Here is a 14,757-nt window from a genome sequence, read left to right on the forward strand (position 1 = left end):
CGGCGCGCTTTTCGATTTTTGCGGTGAAGTCGTGAGCGCGTTTTCGTTCAATAAACTGGTGATTTTCGGCGTCGGCCTGATCGGCGGATCGCTCGCGCTCGCGTTGCGCGAACGGGGTGCCGGCGGGACGGTGGTCGGCGTCGGGCGTCAGGCGGGCTCGGTCGAGCGGGCGCTCGAACTGCGCGTGATCGACGCGGCCGCGACGCTCGACGACGACGCGGCGCTCGCCGGCGCGCTCGACCGCGCGGACGTCGTGCTGCTCGCCGCGCCGGTCGCGCAGACGCGCGCGCTGCTGGAGCGGATCGTTCCGTTCCTCGACGCGGCGACGATCGTCACCGACGCGGGCAGTACGAAGGGCGACGTAATCGACGCGGCGCGCGCGGCGCTCGGCGCGCGGATCGCGCAGTTCGTGCCGGGTCATCCGATCGCGGGCCGCGAGTCGAGCGGCGTCGACGCGGCGCTGCCCGGCCTGTACGTCGACCGCAACGTCGTGCTGTGCCCGTTGCCGGAAAACGCGCCGCAGTCGGTCGAGCGGATCGCCGCGATGTGGCGCGCGACCGGCGCGCGCGTCGGCCAGATGCCGGCCGGACAGCACGACCGCGTGTTCGCGTCGGTCAGCCATCTGCCGCATGTGCTGTCGTATGCGCTCGTCGAACAGATTCTCGCGTCGCCGGACGCCGAACTGAAGTTCTCGTTCGCGGCCGGCGGCTTTCGCGACTTCACGCGGATCGCCGCGTCGAGTCCGGAGATGTGGCGCGACATCTGTGTCGCGAACCGCGCGGCGCTGCTCGCGGAACTCGACGCGTACACCGACGTGCTCGCGCGGCTGCGCGCGGCGATCGACGCAGGCGACGGCGCGGCGCTCGAAGCGGTGTTCGCGCGCTCGCGCGCGGCCCGCACCGCGTGGCAGGAACGCGGCGGCAAGCCGTCCGCCGCGGCTGACACTCCCGAATAACCCTCGCGCCCGACCCGAAACCCAGGACACGCTCATGGAATACCTCGATCTCGGCCCGTTCTCGCGGGCGACCGGCACGATCCGGCTGCCCGGCTCGAAGAGCATCTCGAACCGCGTGCTGCTGCTCGCGGCGCTCGCCGAAGGCAAGACCACGATCACGAACCTGCTCGACTCCGACGACACGCGCGTGATGCTCGACGCGCTGCAAACGCTCGGCGTCAAGCTGCAGCGCGACGGCGACACCTGCGTCGTGAACGGCACGCGCGGCGCGTTCACCGCGTTGCGCGCGAGCCTGTTCCTCGGCAATGCGGGCACCGCGGTGCGGCCGCTGACCGCCGCGCTCGCGGTGAACGGCGGCGAGTACCGGATACACGGCGTGCCGCGGATGCACGAGCGGCCGATCGGCGACCTCGTCGACGGGCTGCGGCAGATCGGCGCCGTGATCGACTACGAGGAGAACGACGGTTTTCCGCCGCTGCGCATCCGGCCGGCGAACATCGCGGTCGATGCGCCGATCCGCGTGCGCGGCGACGTGTCGAGCCAGTTCCTGACCGCGCTGCTGATGACGCTGCCGCTCGTGCGCGCGGCAGGCGGCGTATCGGTCGTCGAGGTGGACGGAGAACTGATCTCGAAGCCGTACATCGACATCACGATCCGGCTGATGGCGCGCTTCGGCGTGAAGGTCGAGCGCAACGGCTGGCATCGCTTCGAGGTGCCGGCGGGCGTGCGCTACCAGTCGCCGGGGGAAATCATGGTCGAAGGCGATGCGTCGTCGGCGTCGTACTTCCTCGCGGCGGGAGCGCTCGGCGGCGGGCCGGTGCGCGTCGAGGGCGTCGGGCGCGCGAGCATCCAGGGCGACATCGGCTTCGCCGACGCGCTCGGGCGGATGGGCGCGAACGTGACGACGGCTGACGACTGGATCGAGGTGCGCGGGATTGGCAACGACAACGGCAGGCTCGACCCAATCGACATGGACTTCAACCTGATTCCGGACGCGGCGATGACGATCGCGGTCGCCGCGCTGTTCGCGGACGGCGCGACGACGCTGCGCAACATCGGCAGCTGGCGCGTGAAGGAGACCGACCGGATCGCCGCGATGGCGACCGAACTGCGCAAGGTCGGCGCAACGGTGACCGAAGGCGACGACTATCTGATCGTGAAGCCGCCCGCGAAGCTCACGCCGAATGCGGCGATCGACACGTACGACGACCACCGGATGGCGATGTGCTTCTCGCTGGTGAGCCTCGGCGGCGTGCCGGTCCGCATCAACGACCCGAAATGCGTCGGCAAGACGTTCCCCGATTACTTCGAGCGCTTCCTCGCGCTCGCGCAACCCTGAGCGCCGCGCTTTTCCGTCAAGCATGAAAACGACACGACCTTTTATTCCGACCCCGGTGATCACGATCGACGGGCCGACCGCGTCCGGCAAGGGCACCGTTGCGACGCTGGTCGCCGCGCATCTCGGTTTCCACCTGCTGGACAGCGGCGCGCTGTACCGGCTCGCGGCGCTCGCGAGCATCCGCTACGCGATCGCGCAGGACGACGCCGACGCGCTCGCGAAACTGATCGACGATCTGCACATCACGTTCCGCGAGGGCCTCGCGCAACTGGACGGCGCTGACGTGTCGGCCGAAATCCGGGCCGAGGAAGTGGGCAACCGCGCGTCGGTGATCGCCGCGCATCCGTCGGTGCGCGCCGCGCTGGTTGCGCGCCAGCGGGCGTTCCGCAAGCCGCCGGGCCTCGTCGCGGACGGCCGCGACATGGGCACCGTGATCTTCCCGGACGCCGTTCTGAAGGTGTTTCTGACCGCCAGTGTCGAGGCCCGTGCGACCCGCCGGCATAAGCAATTGATACAAAAAGGTTTTTCTGCTAATATGGATGACTTGCTCCGGGATTTGCGTGAACGCGACGCGCGCGACAGTAACCGCGCGGCCGCGCCGCTCAAGCCCGCAGCGGATGCAAGGCTTCTCGATACCTCGGCATTGTCGATCGACCAGGCGGTCGATCAGGTGGCGCAGTGGTACCGGGCGCTGCCGGCCCCCAAGGTTCACTGATTTCACTGAACTGAGGGGTGCGGCCGGCGGCAAGCCGACCGAGTTGTTGTCGTATGCAGTGCAGTAGGTGCCCCGCGGGAGCGGGGCGTTCGTTAAACCCCTTAACCCCGTGTGGCTTTCGCATCCTGCCGTGAACCTCGCGTTCCGGCGCAGCGGCCCGAGACAGCCAGATCAGGCTGGCAGCCGGCGAAAACCATGCAAATCCAGATTTTTATGTCCGACCTGCAAACTTCCACCCCGAATACCGAATCTTTTGCGGCTCTGTTCGAAGAGTCGCTGACCCGCCAGGACATGCGCGCCGGCGAAGTCATATCCGCTGAAGTCGTGCGCGTCGACCACAACTTCGTGGTCGTCAACGCTGGCCTGAAGTCCGAGGCCTACATCCCGCTCGAAGAGTTCCTGAACGACGCGGGCGAGGTAGAAGTGCAGGCGGGCGATTTCGTTTCCGTCGCGATCGACGCGCTGGAAAACGGCTATGGCGACACGATCCTGTCGCGCGACAAGGCGAAGCGTCTCGCTTCGTGGCTGTCGCTCGAAAAGGCGCTCGACAACAACGAACTCGTGACCGGCACGATCACGGGCAAGGTCAAGGGCGGCATGACCGTGATGGTCAACGGCATCCGCGCGTTCCTGCCGGGTTCGCTCGTCGACACGCGTCCGGTCAAGGACACGACGCCGTACGAAGGCAAGACCCTCGAATTCCGCGTCATCAAGCTCGACCGCAAGCGTAACAACGTCGTGTTGTCGCGTCGCGCCGTGATCGAAGCGACGCAGGGCGAAGAGCGCGCGAAGCTGCTCGAAACGCTGAAGGAAGGCGCGATTGTCGAAGGCGTGGTGAAGAACATCACCGACTACGGCGCGTTCGTGGACCTCGGCGGCATCGACGGCCTGCTGCACATCACCGACATCGCATGGCGTCGCGTGCGTCACCCGAGCGAAGTTCTGTCGGTTGGCCAGGAAGTCACCGCGAAGATCCTCAAGTTCGACCAGGAAAAGAACCGCGTCTCGCTCGGCATCAAGCAACTGGGCGACGATCCGTGGGAAGGCATCTCCCGCCGCTATCCGTCGGGCACGCGCCTGTTCGGCAAGGTCACGAACATCACCGACTACGGCGCGTTCGTCGAAGTGGAATCGGGCATCGAAGGCCTCGTCCACGTGTCGGAAATGGACTGGACCAACAAGAACGTTGCGCCGTCGAAGGTCGTGCAGCTCGGTGACGAAGTCGAAGTCATGGTTCTCGAAATCGACGAAGACCGCCGCCGTATCAGCCTCGGCATGAAGCAGTGCAAGCCGAACCCGTGGGACGACTTCAGCCGCAACTTCAAGAAGGGCGACAAGATCAGCGGCGCGATCAAGTCGATCACCGACTTCGGCGTGTTCATCGGCCTGCCGGGCGGCATCGACGGTCTCGTCCACCTGTCGGACCTGTCGTGGAGCGAGTCGGGCGAAGAAGCCGTTCGCAAGTACAAGAAGGGCGACGAAGTCGAGGCCGTGGTTCTGGGCATCGACGTCGAGAAGGAACGCATCTCGCTCGGCATCAAGCAGCTCGAAGGCGACCCGTTCAGCAACTTCGTTGCGGTGAACGACAAGGGCTCGACCGTCGACGGTACGGTCAAGTCGGTCGACGCGAAGGGTGCGGTGATCACGCTGAACGCCGACGTCGAAGGCTACCTGCGTGCTTCGGAAATCGCGCAAGACCGCGTGGAAGATGCCCGCAACGTGCTGAAGGAAGGCGACAAGGTCAACGCGATGATCATCAACATCGATCGCAAGTCGCGCGGCATCAACCTGTCGATCAAGGCGAAGGATTCGGCCGAGCAGCAGGAAGCGCTGCGCACCATCTCCTCCGCCGACTCCAGCTCGGCGGCGACCGGCACGACCAACCTCGGCGCGCTGCTGAAGGCCAAGCTTGACGGCCAGAACCAGTAAGCCTCACGGGGGCTCGCTGAAGTATGACCAAATCTGAATTGGTCGCGCAGCTGGCTACGCGATTTCCGCAACTTGTGCTCAAGGATGCGGATTTCGCGGTCAAGACGATGCTCGATGCGATGTCCGACGCGCTTGCGAAGGGTCACCGCATCGAAATTCGCGGTTTCGGCAGCTTCGGTCTGAACCGGCGGCCGTCTCGCGTCGGGCGCAATCCGAAGTCGGGTGAAAAGGTGCTGGTGCCTGAGAAGTACGTGCCGCACTTCAAGCCGGGCAAGGAGCTGCGCGAACGCGTGGACCGCCGCTCCGGCGAGCCGCTGAAGCCGGAAGAGCCGGACGACGATTTGTGAGCGGCCAACGCCAGATGCGTGAACCCCAGCAAAAAGAAAAAGCGCCTTCGGGCGCTTTTTTTTCGCCTCGATCGAACTGCGGTGCCGGCAACTGCCCCGCCGCGAGGCGTTCCTTTACAATACGGGTCACTTCGGCGCGGCCGACGCTGCGGCGCAGCAAGCTGCGGCAAACCGCAACCAACCCGCCAACCCGTTTGCCGGCGCCGTCCCGCAACTGCCAAGACACAACTGCCAAGAGACCCTTTCATGAGATTGATCGCCTGGGTGATCCGTGTGCTGGTGTTCGTGCTGCTGCTCGTGCTCGCGCTCGCCAACACGCAAACCGCGACGCTGAACTTCCTCGCCGGTTATGCGTGGCAGGCTCCGCTGATCCTGATCGGCCTCGCGTTCTTCATCGTCGGGTTGCTGGCCGGGCTGCTGTCGGCGCTGCCCGCGGTGTTCCGGATGCGGATGGAAAACGGCCGCCTGAAGCGCGAACTGCGCACCGCGCGCGAAGCGCCGGCGCCGGTCGTCGAGCCGCCGCTGCCGCCCGTCATCTGACCTGACCGTCCTGCCGCGCGCCCTCCGGTGCGCGGTTTCCGTTTTAGTTAGCCTTCACCGTCGCCCGCATGGATCTCGATTTCTGGTGGCTGCTCGTCATTCCGGTTGCGTTCGCGCTCGGCTGGGTGGCGTCGCGCTACGACCTGAAAGCGCTGCTGTCCGAAAGCGCCAATCTGCCGCGCTCGTATTTCCGCGGCCTCAATTTCCTGCTCAACGAGCAGCCGGACAAGGCGATCGACGCGTTCATCGAGGTCGCGAAACTCGACCCCGAAACGGTCGAACTGCACTTCGCGCTCGGCAACCTGTTCCGCCGCCGCGGCGAAACCGACCGCGCGATCCGCGTGCATCAGAATCTGCTGTCGCGCCCGGACCTGCCGGTCAACGAGCGCGATCACGCGCTGTACGAACTAGGGCAGGACTTTTTGAAGGCCGGCCTGCTGGACCGCGCGGAAGAGACGTTCCGCTCGCTGAAGTCCGGCGACCACGCGCTCGGCGCACAGCGCGCGCTGCTGACGATATACGGGATCGAGAAGGACTGGAACCGTTCGATCGACACCGCACGCCAGCTCGAAACGATGGGCGCGGAGCCGCTCGGCCTGGAGATCGCGCAGTTCCATTGCGAACTCGCGCAGGAAGCGTTGCAGCAGAAGAAGCCCGACGAAGCGCGCCGTCAACTGGACCTCGCGCTGAAGGCCAATCCGCATAACGTGCGCGCGACGATCCTCGGCGGCGACGTCGACGCGGCCGCCGGCGCGCCGCAGGCGGCGCTCGGCCAGTGGCGGCGCGTCGAGGAGCAGAACGCGTCGTACCTGCCGCTCGTCGCCGAGAAGGTGATGAAGGCGTACGAGGCGCTCGGCCGCGTCGAGGAGGGGGCGCAACTGCTCACGCAGTGGGTCGACCAGTATCCGTTGAACGACCTGCTCGACGTCGCGTACAAGTACGTATCCGAACTGCATGGCCCCGAGGCCGCGCATACGCTCGCGCGCACGCAGATGCAGAAGTCGCCGAACCTCGCCGGCATGACGCGGCTGCTCGAAGCGCAGCAGGCGACCGCCGAGGAGCCGCGCCGCAGCGAACTGCAGCTGATGCGCACGCTGTTGCAGCAGCGGACAAAAAATTTGCCACGCTATACGTGCCAGAATTGCGGTTTCCGGGCGCGCCTCTTCTACTGGCAATGCCCGGGATGCAGCGGCTGGGAAACCTATGCGCCCCGACGCGTCGAGCCGATCCCCGCGTCGAGCTGAGCGCGCGGCGTCAGCGCCGCCGACGGACGCCGCGGCTCTCGCGGCTGGCGTCGGCGCGCAGTCCTTTCATCAGAAACTGTCACCGGAGCGCGTATGAAAATCACCATCGTCGGTACGGGCTATGTCGGACTCGTGACCGGAGCGTGCCTCGCCGAAATCGGCCACGACGTGTTCTGCCTCGACGTCGATCCGCGCAAGATCGACATCCTGAACGGCGGCGGCGTGCCGATCCACGAGCCCGGTCTGCTCGAAATGATCTCGCGCAACCGCTCGGCCGGGCGCATCACGTTCTCGACCGACGTCGCGGCGAGCGTCGCGCACGGCGAAGTGCAGTTCATCGCGGTCGGCACGCCGCCGGACGAGGACGGCTCCGCCGACCTGCAATACGTGCTCGAAGCGGCGCGCAGCATCGGCCGCCACATGGACGGCTTCAAGGTGATCGTCGACAAGTCGACGGTGCCGGTCGGCACCGCGCAGCGCGTGCGCGCGGTCGTCGACGAGGAACTCGCGAAACGCGGCCTCGGCGGCAACGCCGGCCACCGGTTCTCGGTCGTGTCGAATCCCGAGTTCCTGAAGGAAGGCGCGGCGGTCGATGACTTCATGCGGCCGGACCGCATCGTGATCGGCCTCGACGAGGACGCGGACGGCACGCTCGCGCGCGAGAAGATGAAGCGCCTGTACGCGCCGTTCAACCGCAACCACGAACGCACGATCTACATGGACGTGCGCTCCGCCGAATTCACGAAGTACGCGGCGAATGCGATGCTCGCGACGCGGATCTCGTTCATGAACGAGATGGCGAACCTCGCGGACCGCGTCGGCGCGGACATCGAGGCGGTGCGCCGCGGGATCGGCTCCGACCCGCGCATCGGTTATCACTTCCTGTATGCGGGCTGCGGCTACGGCGGCTCGTGTTTCCCGAAGGACGTGCAGGCGCTGATCCGCACGGCCACCGAATCCGGGCAGAATCTGCGCATTCTCGAAGCCGTCGAGGACGTGAACCACGGCCAGAAGGAAGTGCTCGTGAAGAAGATCGTCGACGTGCTCGGCGACGATCTGACCGGCCGCCGTTTCGCGGTGTGGGGTCTCGCGTTCAAGCCGAACACCGACGACATGCGCGAAGCGCCGAGCCGTCGCGTGATCGCGGACCTGATCGGGCGCGGCGCGACCGTCAGCGCGTACGATCCGGTCGCGACCGAGGAGGCGCGCCGCGTGTTCGCGCTCGATCTCGCGGATGCGCCGGAGCAGCTCGCGCGCGTGCATTTCGCCGCGACCCAGGAGGAAACGCTCGCGGACGCGGACGCGCTCGTGATCGTCACCGAATGGAAGGCGTTCAAGGCGCCGGACTTCACCTATCTGAAGACCGTGCTGCGCGCGCCGCGCATCTTCGACGGACGCAACCTGTACGAGCCGGACGCGATGGCGGAACTCGGCATTGACTATCACTCGATTGGGCGCCCCCATGTCTCGTTCCCGGCCGACGCCAAACCCACAGTCTGATAACGGATCGGGCGCGCCCGACACGATCCTGGTGCCGCGCGAACGCTTCGCCGCGTCGCGCGTGCTGGTGGTCGGCGACGTGATGCTCGACCGCTACTGGTTCGGCGACGTGAACCGCATCTCGCCGGAAGCGCCGGTGCCGGTCGTGCACGTGCAGCGTCAGGAGGACCGGCTCGGCGGCGCGGCGAACGTCGCGCGCAACGCGGCCGCGCTCGGCGCGCATGCGGGCCTGCTGTGCGTCGTCGGCAGCGACGAGCCGGGCGAGCGCATCGTCGAACTGCTCGGCGACAGCGGCGTGCATGCGTATCTGGAGCGCGACCCGGCGCTCGCGACGACGATCAAGCTGCGCGTGCTGTCGCGGCAGCAGCAACTGCTGCGCGTGGACTTCGAGAACACGCCCGCGCACGAGGTGCTGCTTGCGGGCCTCGCGCGCTTCGACGCGCTGCTGCCGTCGTATGGCGTCGTGCTGATGTCCGACTACGCGAAGGGCGGCCTCACGCACGTCACGCAGATGATCTCGAAGGCGCGCGCGGCTGGCCGTGCGGTGCTCGTCGATCCGAAGGGCGACGACTGGGCGCGCTATCGCGGCGCGACCGTCATCACGCCGAACCGTGCGGAACTGCGCGAGGTGGTCGGCACGTGGAAGTCGGACGACGATCTGCTCGCGCGCGTGACGAAACTGCGCGACGAACTGCGCTTCGACGCGCTGCTGCTGACGCGCTCCGAAGAGGGGATGACGCTCTTCACCGACGACGGCGTGCGGCACGAGCCGGCCGTCGCACGCGAAGTGTATGATGTGTCGGGCGCCGGCGACACGGTGATCGCGACGCTCGCGGTCGCGCTCGGCGCAGGCCTGCCGCTCGCGCACGGCGTCGCGCTCGCGAATTGCGCGGCCGGCATCGTGGTCGGCAAGCTCGGCACCGCCACCGTCGATTACGACGAACTCTTTCATTGACGTCCGCGCGCCGCTGCCGCGCGCCGTCGGTCGAACGGGACCGCGGTGCGCAGGTCCGGCGGCGCCCGCGGAGCGAACCACACACATCGCAGGACGACCATGACTCTCATCGTGACCGGCGCAGCCGGCTTCATCGGCAGCAACATCGTGAAGGCGCTCAACGAGCGCGGCGAGAACCGCATCATCGCGGTCGACAACCTGACGCGCGCGGACAAGTTCCGCAATATCGTGGACTGCGAGATCGACGATTACCTCGACAAGACCGAGTTCGTCGAGCGGTTCGCGCGCGGCGACTTCGGCAAGGTACGGGCGATCTTTCATGAAGGCGCATGCTCGGACACGATGGAGACCGACGGCCGCTACATGATGGACAACAACTTCCGCTATAGCCAGGCGGTGCTCGACGCGTGTCTCGCGCAGCGCGTGCAGTTCCTGTATGCGTCGTCGGCGGCGATCTACGGCGGCTCGACGCGCTTCGTCGAGGAGCGCGAAGTGGAAGCGCCGCTGAACGTGTACGGCTATTCGAAGTTCCTGTTCGACCAGGTGATCCGCCGCCGGCTGCCGTCGGCGACGAGCCAGATCGCGGGCTTTCGCTACTTCAACGTGTACGGCCCGCGCGAGACGCACAAGGGGCGCATGGCGTCGGTCGCGTTCCACAACTTCAACCAGTTCCGCGCGGAAGGGCGCGTGAAGCTGTTCGGCGAATACAACGGCTACGGTCCGGGCGAGCAGACGCGCGACTTCGTGTCGGTCGAGGACGTCGTGAAGGTGAACCTGTTCTTCTTCGACCATCCGGAGAAGAGCGGCATCTTCAATCTCGGCAGCGGACGCGCGCAACCATTCAACGACATCGCGACGACCGTCGTGAACACGCTGCGCGCGCTCGACGGAGAAGCGCCGCTGTCGCTCGACGAACAGGTGCAGCGCGGGCTGCTCGAATACGTGCCGTTCCCGGACGCGTTGCGCGGCAAGTACCAGTGCTTCACGCAGGCCGACCAGACGCGGCTGCGCGCGGCGGGTTACGACGCGCCGTTCCTGTCGGTGCAGGAAGGCGTCGACCGCTACGTTCGTTGGCTGTCCGGCCAGGTGTGATTCGCACTGCCGTCTCCCTACACTGAGGTCTCCTGGCTGGCGACGGTCGCCGGCCGGAGGTATCGATGGGAGATTCCGGATGATCAGAAAACTGCTTGCGGCGGCAGCCCTTGTTGCCGCCATCGGCCACGCGTTCGCGGCGGTCGACGTGAACACCGCGAACGAGGATGCGCTGCGCGGCATCAAGGGCATCGGGCCGGCGCGCGCGAAGGCGATTCTCGACGAGCGCGGCGCGCATGGCCCGTTCAAGGACGCGGCCGATCTCGGCCATCGCGTGAAGGGCCTCGGCGGCCATACGATCGAACGCCTGCAGACCGAGGGGCTGAGCGTCGGCCCGGCCTCCGGCGCGGCGACGAAGCAGGCCGCCGCGCAGACGCCGGCGCGCGCGCCGGCCGTCACCGTGAAGAAATAACGCGTCCAGCGTCTTACGTAGCGTAACGTCTCCTTCAGCCGTCGCTTCGGCGACGGGTCCACCCGCGGCTGTTTATGCCGCGGGCTTTTTGCGTGGCGTTGGTCGTGGTTGGCCGCGCATGATCCGCGGCGCGCCGTATTCGCGACCGCGCGCCGCGCGTCCCCATCGCGACCAGGGCCGAACGGCGGTTGCGTGCCGCGTGGTTTAGAATCGGGACATCATGAATTCGCGCGCCGCCTGTCGCAGCGCGCATGACCGCACTCCTGCCATGCGATACCAGACCATTGAAGACACGATCGGCAATACGCCGCTCGTCCAACTCGTCCGTCTGCCGGACGACGAAATCCGCAGCCGCAACAACGTGATCCTCGGCAAGCTCGAAGGCAACAACCCGGCGGGCTCCGTGAAGGACCGTCCGGCGTTGTCGATGATCCGCAAGGCCGAGGAACGCGGCCGCATCAAGCCGGGCGATACGCTGATCGAGGCGACGAGCGGCAACACCGGCATCGCGCTCGCGATGGCCGCCGCGATCCGCGGCTACAAGATGGTGCTCATCATGCCGGAGGACCTGTCCATCGAGCGTCGCCAGAGCATGGCCGCCTACGGCGCGCAGATCCTGCTGACGCCGGTGAAGGGCGGCATGGAATACGCGCGCGACCTCGCCGAGCAGATGCAGCGCGACGGCAAGGGCATCATCCTCGACCAGTTCGCGAACCCGGACAATCCGCTCGCGCACTACGAAACGACCGGCCCCGAAATCTGGCGCGACACCGACGGACGCATCACGCACTTCGTGTCGTCGATGGGCACGACCGGCACGATCATGGGCGTGTCGCAGTATCTGAAGGAGAAGAGTCCGGCGATCGAGATCGTCGGCGCGCAACCGGAAGAGGGCTCGCGCATTCCGGGCATCCGCAAGTGGCCGGAAGCGTATCTGCCGAAAATTTTCGATCGCAGCCGCGTCGATCGCGTCGAGAACGTGAGCCAGGCCGCCGCGGAAGCGATGGCGCGCCGGCTGGCGTCGGTCGAAGGGATCTTCGCGGGGATTTCGTCGGGCGGCGCATGTGAAGTCGCGCTGCGCATCGCGCGCCAGGTCGAGAACGCGACGATCGTGTTCGTCGTCTGCGACCGCGGCGACCGTTATCTGTCGACGGGCGTGTTTCCGGCCTGACCGGGCGCGGCGCCGAGGTTCGCGCCGCCTGTCGTTTCAACGACGCTTCAACGAAGCATATCGCGCCGTTCCGGCATCGTTGTCGAAACGGCGCTTTTGCGTTTACTGCGGCGCGCTGTTCGGGTTGCCCGTACCGTTCACGCCATTCGCACCGTCAATGCCGTTCGCCCCACCAGGCGTCGTCATCGCCGGCCCGCCCGCAGCGGGGGTGGGGCCGCCGGTCGCGAGCATCTGCGCCTTCACGCGCTGCCCGAGCTGATAGACGGCGAGCGCGTAGAAGAAGCTGCGGTTGTAGCGCGTCAGCACGTAGAAGTTCTTCAGCCCCAGCTTGTATTCGGTCGGCCGCCCCGGCGACGGCAGGTCGATCACGGTGACCGGCGTGCCCGCTTCCGACGCGATGTCGATGTCCGGCTCGTCGAGCACGAGCCCCGAGCGCAGCAACTGTTCGAGCGGCCAGTGCGGCTCCGGCTGACCATCGGCCGCGGCCTGCGCGATGCCGATGCTGCCCGCGTCGCTCGCGATCCGCCACACGACCGGCCGCCCGTTCTCCCAGCCGTTCTCCTTCAGATAGTTCGCGACGCTGCCGATCGCATCCGCCTGGCTCGTGCGCAGATCGATCTGGTTGTTGCCTTCGTAATCGACCGCGTACTTGACGATGCTGCTCGGCAGGAACTGCGGAATGCCGATCGCGCCGGTGTACGAGCCGAGCACCGTCGAAGGATCGATTCGCGCGTCGCGCGTCCACACCAGGTAGTCTTCGAGATTCTTGCGGAACGTCGCCATCCGGTCCGCGCGGTTCGGCGTGTCCGGATAGTCGAACGCGAGCGTCGTCAGCGCGTCGAGCACGCGGAAGTTGCCCATGTAGCGCCCGTAGATCGTCTCGACGCCGATGATCCCGACGATCACCTCGGGCGGCACGCCGTACTGGTCGTATGCGCGTTGCAGCGTCGCCTGGTTCGCGCGCCAGAAGCGCACGCCCGCGTTGATGCGCACCGGGTCGAGGAAACGCGCCTGATACGTGCGCCAGTTCTTCGCGGTCGGCAGCGGCGACGGCGTGACGAGCTTCACCGCGGTCGCCGAATAGCTGACGCCGGCGAACAGCGCATGCAGCGCGGCCGGATCGAAGTCGTAGCGCGCGACCATGCCGTCGATGAACGCATCGACGTTCGCGTTGTTCGCGTAGCGCTGCGGGACGATTTCCTCTTCGAACGTCTGTCCTTGCGACGTCGACGGTTGCGGCTGCGCCTGCGCGACGACGAGCGGCCGCTGGGCGGGACGGGTCTGCTGCTGCGCGAAGGCGGCGCCGGTCCATCCCGGCAGCGCGGCGCAAAGGGCAAAGGCGAGGGTCGTGGTGCGCAGGCGGCCGGATGCGGACAAGGCGGTCGTGAACGTCATGGGCAGGGCGATGGTCCGGAAGTGCGGTATGGAGCGCGGTGTATAACGATTCGGGCCAGTATACCCGAGCATCCTGCGCGAACCGGCGTCGATCGCGCAGGATCGGGGCCGCCGCGCTGTGGTAACGTGACGACTGTTGCGCGCGATCCGACGCGCATTGATGGATGGAGACCTGCGGCCGACCCGGCGCCGCAGCATAGACGACTCATGACGACAGGCTTTTATTCCCATCCCGACTGTCTGCTGCATGAAATGGGCGAGTGGCACCCGGAGTGCCCGGCGCGTCTGCAGGCGATCGAGGATCAACTGATCGCGAGCCGCATCGACGCGCTGATCGAGCGCGACGACTCCGCGCCGCTCGCCGACGAAGCCGATCTGCTGCGCGTGCATACGCGGGCCTACGTCGATTTCATCCGCTCGCACGCGCCGCTCGAAGGCCATGCGGAGATCGATCCCGATACGTCGATGAATCCGCATACGTGGCGGGCGGCGCTGCGCGCGGCCGGCGCGGCGATCGCGGCGACCGACGCGGTGATCGCGGGCCGCTACGAGAACGCGTTCTGCAGCGTCCGGCCGCCCGGCCACCACGCGGAGCCGGCGCGCGCGATGGGCTTCTGCTTCTTCAACAACGTCGCGATCGCCGCGCGCCATGCGCTCGAAGTGCATGGCCTGTCGCGCGTCGCGATCATCGACTTCGACGTGCACCACGGCAACGGCACCGAGGCCGCGTTCGCCGGCGACTCGCGCGTGCTGATGTGCAGCTTCTTCCAGCATCCGTTTTATCCGTTCTCCGGCGCCGATCATCAGGCCGCGAACATGGTCAACCTGCCGATGGCCGCGCGCACGAAGGGCATGGAAGTGCGCGAGGCGATCGACATGATCTGGCTGCCGCGGCTGCACGAATTCAAGCCGGAGATGGTGTTCATCTCGGCGGGCTTCGACGCCCATCGCGAGGACGACCTTGGCAACATGGGGCTCGTCGAGGACGACTTCGCGTGGATCACCGCGCAGGTTCGCGAGATCGCGGACCGTCACGCGAAAGGCCGCATCGTCAGCTGTCTCGAAGGCGGTTATAACCTGTCGGCGCTCGGCCGCAGCGTCGTCGCGCATCTGCGCGCGCTCGCCGGCATCTGACGCATCGTTGCGCCGCCCGCGCGGCGCGC

Annotated in this window: 14 protein-coding genes; 13 read left to right on the top strand and 1 reads right to left on the bottom strand. The window is 66.9% G+C overall.

Annotated elements, in window-relative coordinates; translation table 11 throughout:
- The first annotated feature begins 31 nt into the window (after nucleotides 1-31).
- From BLV92_RS05755 to cysM, 12 genes are all read left to right on the top strand, one after another.
- Entirely contained in the window at nucleotides 32-955 is a 924-nt protein-coding gene (locus tag BLV92_RS05755) for a prephenate dehydrogenase (RefSeq protein WP_090543047.1), read from the top strand.
- A 34-nt stretch (nucleotides 956-989) separates the two neighbouring features.
- Nucleotides 990-2,294, top strand: coding sequence for a 3-phosphoshikimate 1-carboxyvinyltransferase (aroA, locus tag BLV92_RS05760; RefSeq protein ID WP_090543049.1), 1,305 nt, complete (start codon nucleotides 990-992; stop codon nucleotides 2,292-2,294).
- Between the two features lie 22 nt (nucleotides 2,295-2,316).
- Nucleotides 2,317-3,009, top strand: coding sequence for a (d)CMP kinase (gene cmk, locus BLV92_RS05765; protein ID WP_090543051.1), 693 nt, complete (start codon nucleotides 2,317-2,319; stop codon nucleotides 3,007-3,009).
- A 195-nt stretch (nucleotides 3,010-3,204) separates the two neighbouring features.
- Nucleotides 3,205-4,938, top strand: coding sequence for a 30S ribosomal protein S1 (gene rpsA / locus BLV92_RS05770; protein ID WP_090543053.1), 1,734 nt, complete (start codon nucleotides 3,205-3,207; stop codon nucleotides 4,936-4,938).
- A gap of 23 nt (nucleotides 4,939-4,961) precedes the next feature.
- A complete protein-coding gene (locus BLV92_RS05775) occupies nucleotides 4,962-5,285 on the top strand; it encodes an integration host factor subunit beta (RefSeq protein ID WP_090543055.1) in 324 nt (107 codons plus the stop codon).
- A gap of 246 nt (nucleotides 5,286-5,531) precedes the next feature.
- The gene (locus BLV92_RS05780) at nucleotides 5,532-5,825 is read left to right on the top strand and encodes a lipopolysaccharide assembly protein LapA domain-containing protein (protein WP_090543057.1); all 294 of its coding nucleotides are present in this window, start codon (nucleotides 5,532-5,534) and stop codon (nucleotides 5,823-5,825) included.
- Nucleotides 5,826-5,893: 68 nt separating this feature from the next.
- The gene (gene lapB / locus BLV92_RS05785; RefSeq protein WP_090543059.1) at nucleotides 5,894-7,069 is read left to right on the top strand and encodes a lipopolysaccharide assembly protein LapB; all 1,176 of its coding nucleotides are present in this window, start codon (nucleotides 5,894-5,896) and stop codon (nucleotides 7,067-7,069) included.
- A 93-nt stretch (nucleotides 7,070-7,162) separates the two neighbouring features.
- The gene (locus BLV92_RS05790) at nucleotides 7,163-8,569 is read left to right on the top strand and encodes a UDP-glucose dehydrogenase family protein (RefSeq protein ID WP_090543061.1); all 1,407 of its coding nucleotides are present in this window, start codon (nucleotides 7,163-7,165) and stop codon (nucleotides 8,567-8,569) included.
- The gene (rfaE1, locus tag BLV92_RS05795; RefSeq protein WP_090543063.1) at nucleotides 8,532-9,524 is read left to right on the top strand and encodes a D-glycero-beta-D-manno-heptose-7-phosphate kinase; all 993 of its coding nucleotides are present in this window, start codon (nucleotides 8,532-8,534) and stop codon (nucleotides 9,522-9,524) included. Before BLV92_RS05790 ends, rfaE1 begins: the two co-directional genes overlap by 38 nt.
- Before the next feature lie 99 nt (nucleotides 9,525-9,623).
- On the top strand, nucleotides 9,624-10,616 hold the full coding sequence (rfaD, locus tag BLV92_RS05800; RefSeq protein WP_090543065.1) for an ADP-glyceromanno-heptose 6-epimerase: 993 nt from the start codon (nucleotides 9,624-9,626) through the stop codon (nucleotides 10,614-10,616).
- A 79-nt stretch (nucleotides 10,617-10,695) separates the two neighbouring features.
- Nucleotides 10,696-11,028: a ComEA family DNA-binding protein gene (locus tag BLV92_RS05805; RefSeq protein WP_090543067.1), complete on the top strand. Its 333-nt coding sequence runs from the start codon at nucleotides 10,696-10,698 to the stop codon at nucleotides 11,026-11,028.
- Nucleotides 11,029-11,296: 268 nt separating this feature from the next.
- On the top strand, nucleotides 11,297-12,199 hold the full coding sequence (gene cysM / locus BLV92_RS05810) for a cysteine synthase CysM (RefSeq protein WP_090543069.1): 903 nt from the start codon (nucleotides 11,297-11,299) through the stop codon (nucleotides 12,197-12,199).
- 102 nt (nucleotides 12,200-12,301) lie between these two features.
- Here cysM and mltB read toward each other — a convergent pair whose 3' ends face one another.
- Entirely contained in the window at nucleotides 12,302-13,594 is a 1,293-nt protein-coding gene (gene mltB / locus BLV92_RS05815) for a lytic murein transglycosylase B (RefSeq protein ID WP_090543071.1), read from the bottom strand.
- A 207-nt stretch (nucleotides 13,595-13,801) separates the two neighbouring features.
- On the opposite strand from mltB, the gene BLV92_RS05820 reads away from it, so the two are divergent.
- Nucleotides 13,802-14,728: a histone deacetylase family protein gene (locus BLV92_RS05820; RefSeq protein ID WP_090543073.1), complete on the top strand. Its 927-nt coding sequence runs from the start codon at nucleotides 13,802-13,804 to the stop codon at nucleotides 14,726-14,728.
- Nucleotides 14,729-14,757 lie beyond the last annotated feature (29 nt).

The organism is Paraburkholderia caballeronis, from assembly GCF_900104845.1.
Taxonomy (GTDB): domain Bacteria; phylum Pseudomonadota; class Gammaproteobacteria; order Burkholderiales; family Burkholderiaceae; genus Paraburkholderia; species Paraburkholderia caballeronis.

What these genes read in the sequence shown, in the direction of transcription:
- cysM (WP_090543069.1), top strand. Translation starts at nt 11,297, where the DNA reads ATGCGATACCAGACCATTGAAGACACGATCGGCAATACGCCGCTCGTC.
- cmk (WP_090543051.1), top strand. Translation starts at nt 2,317, where the DNA reads ATGAAAACGACACGACCTTTTATTCCGACCCCGGTGATCACGATCGAC.
- BLV92_RS05820 (WP_090543073.1), top strand. Translation starts at nt 13,802, where the DNA reads ATGACGACAGGCTTTTATTCCCATCCCGACTGTCTGCTGCATGAAATG.
- mltB (WP_090543071.1), bottom strand. Translation starts at nt 13,594, where the DNA reads ATGACGTTCACGACCGCCTTGTCCGCATCCGGCCGCCTGCGCACCACG.
- rfaD (WP_090543065.1), top strand. Translation starts at nt 9,624, where the DNA reads ATGACTCTCATCGTGACCGGCGCAGCCGGCTTCATCGGCAGCAACATC.
- rfaE1 (WP_090543063.1), top strand. Translation starts at nt 8,532, where the DNA reads ATGTCTCGTTCCCGGCCGACGCCAAACCCACAGTCTGATAACGGATCG.
- BLV92_RS05775 (WP_090543055.1), top strand. Translation starts at nt 4,962, where the DNA reads ATGACCAAATCTGAATTGGTCGCGCAGCTGGCTACGCGATTTCCGCAA.
- rpsA (WP_090543053.1), top strand. Translation starts at nt 3,205, where the DNA reads ATGCAAATCCAGATTTTTATGTCCGACCTGCAAACTTCCACCCCGAAT.
- BLV92_RS05805 (WP_090543067.1), top strand. Translation starts at nt 10,696, where the DNA reads ATGATCAGAAAACTGCTTGCGGCGGCAGCCCTTGTTGCCGCCATCGGC.
- BLV92_RS05790 (WP_090543061.1), top strand. Translation starts at nt 7,163, where the DNA reads ATGAAAATCACCATCGTCGGTACGGGCTATGTCGGACTCGTGACCGGA.
- aroA (WP_090543049.1), top strand. Translation starts at nt 990, where the DNA reads ATGGAATACCTCGATCTCGGCCCGTTCTCGCGGGCGACCGGCACGATC.
- lapB (WP_090543059.1), top strand. Translation starts at nt 5,894, where the DNA reads ATGGATCTCGATTTCTGGTGGCTGCTCGTCATTCCGGTTGCGTTCGCG.
- BLV92_RS05780 (WP_090543057.1), top strand. Translation starts at nt 5,532, where the DNA reads ATGAGATTGATCGCCTGGGTGATCCGTGTGCTGGTGTTCGTGCTGCTG.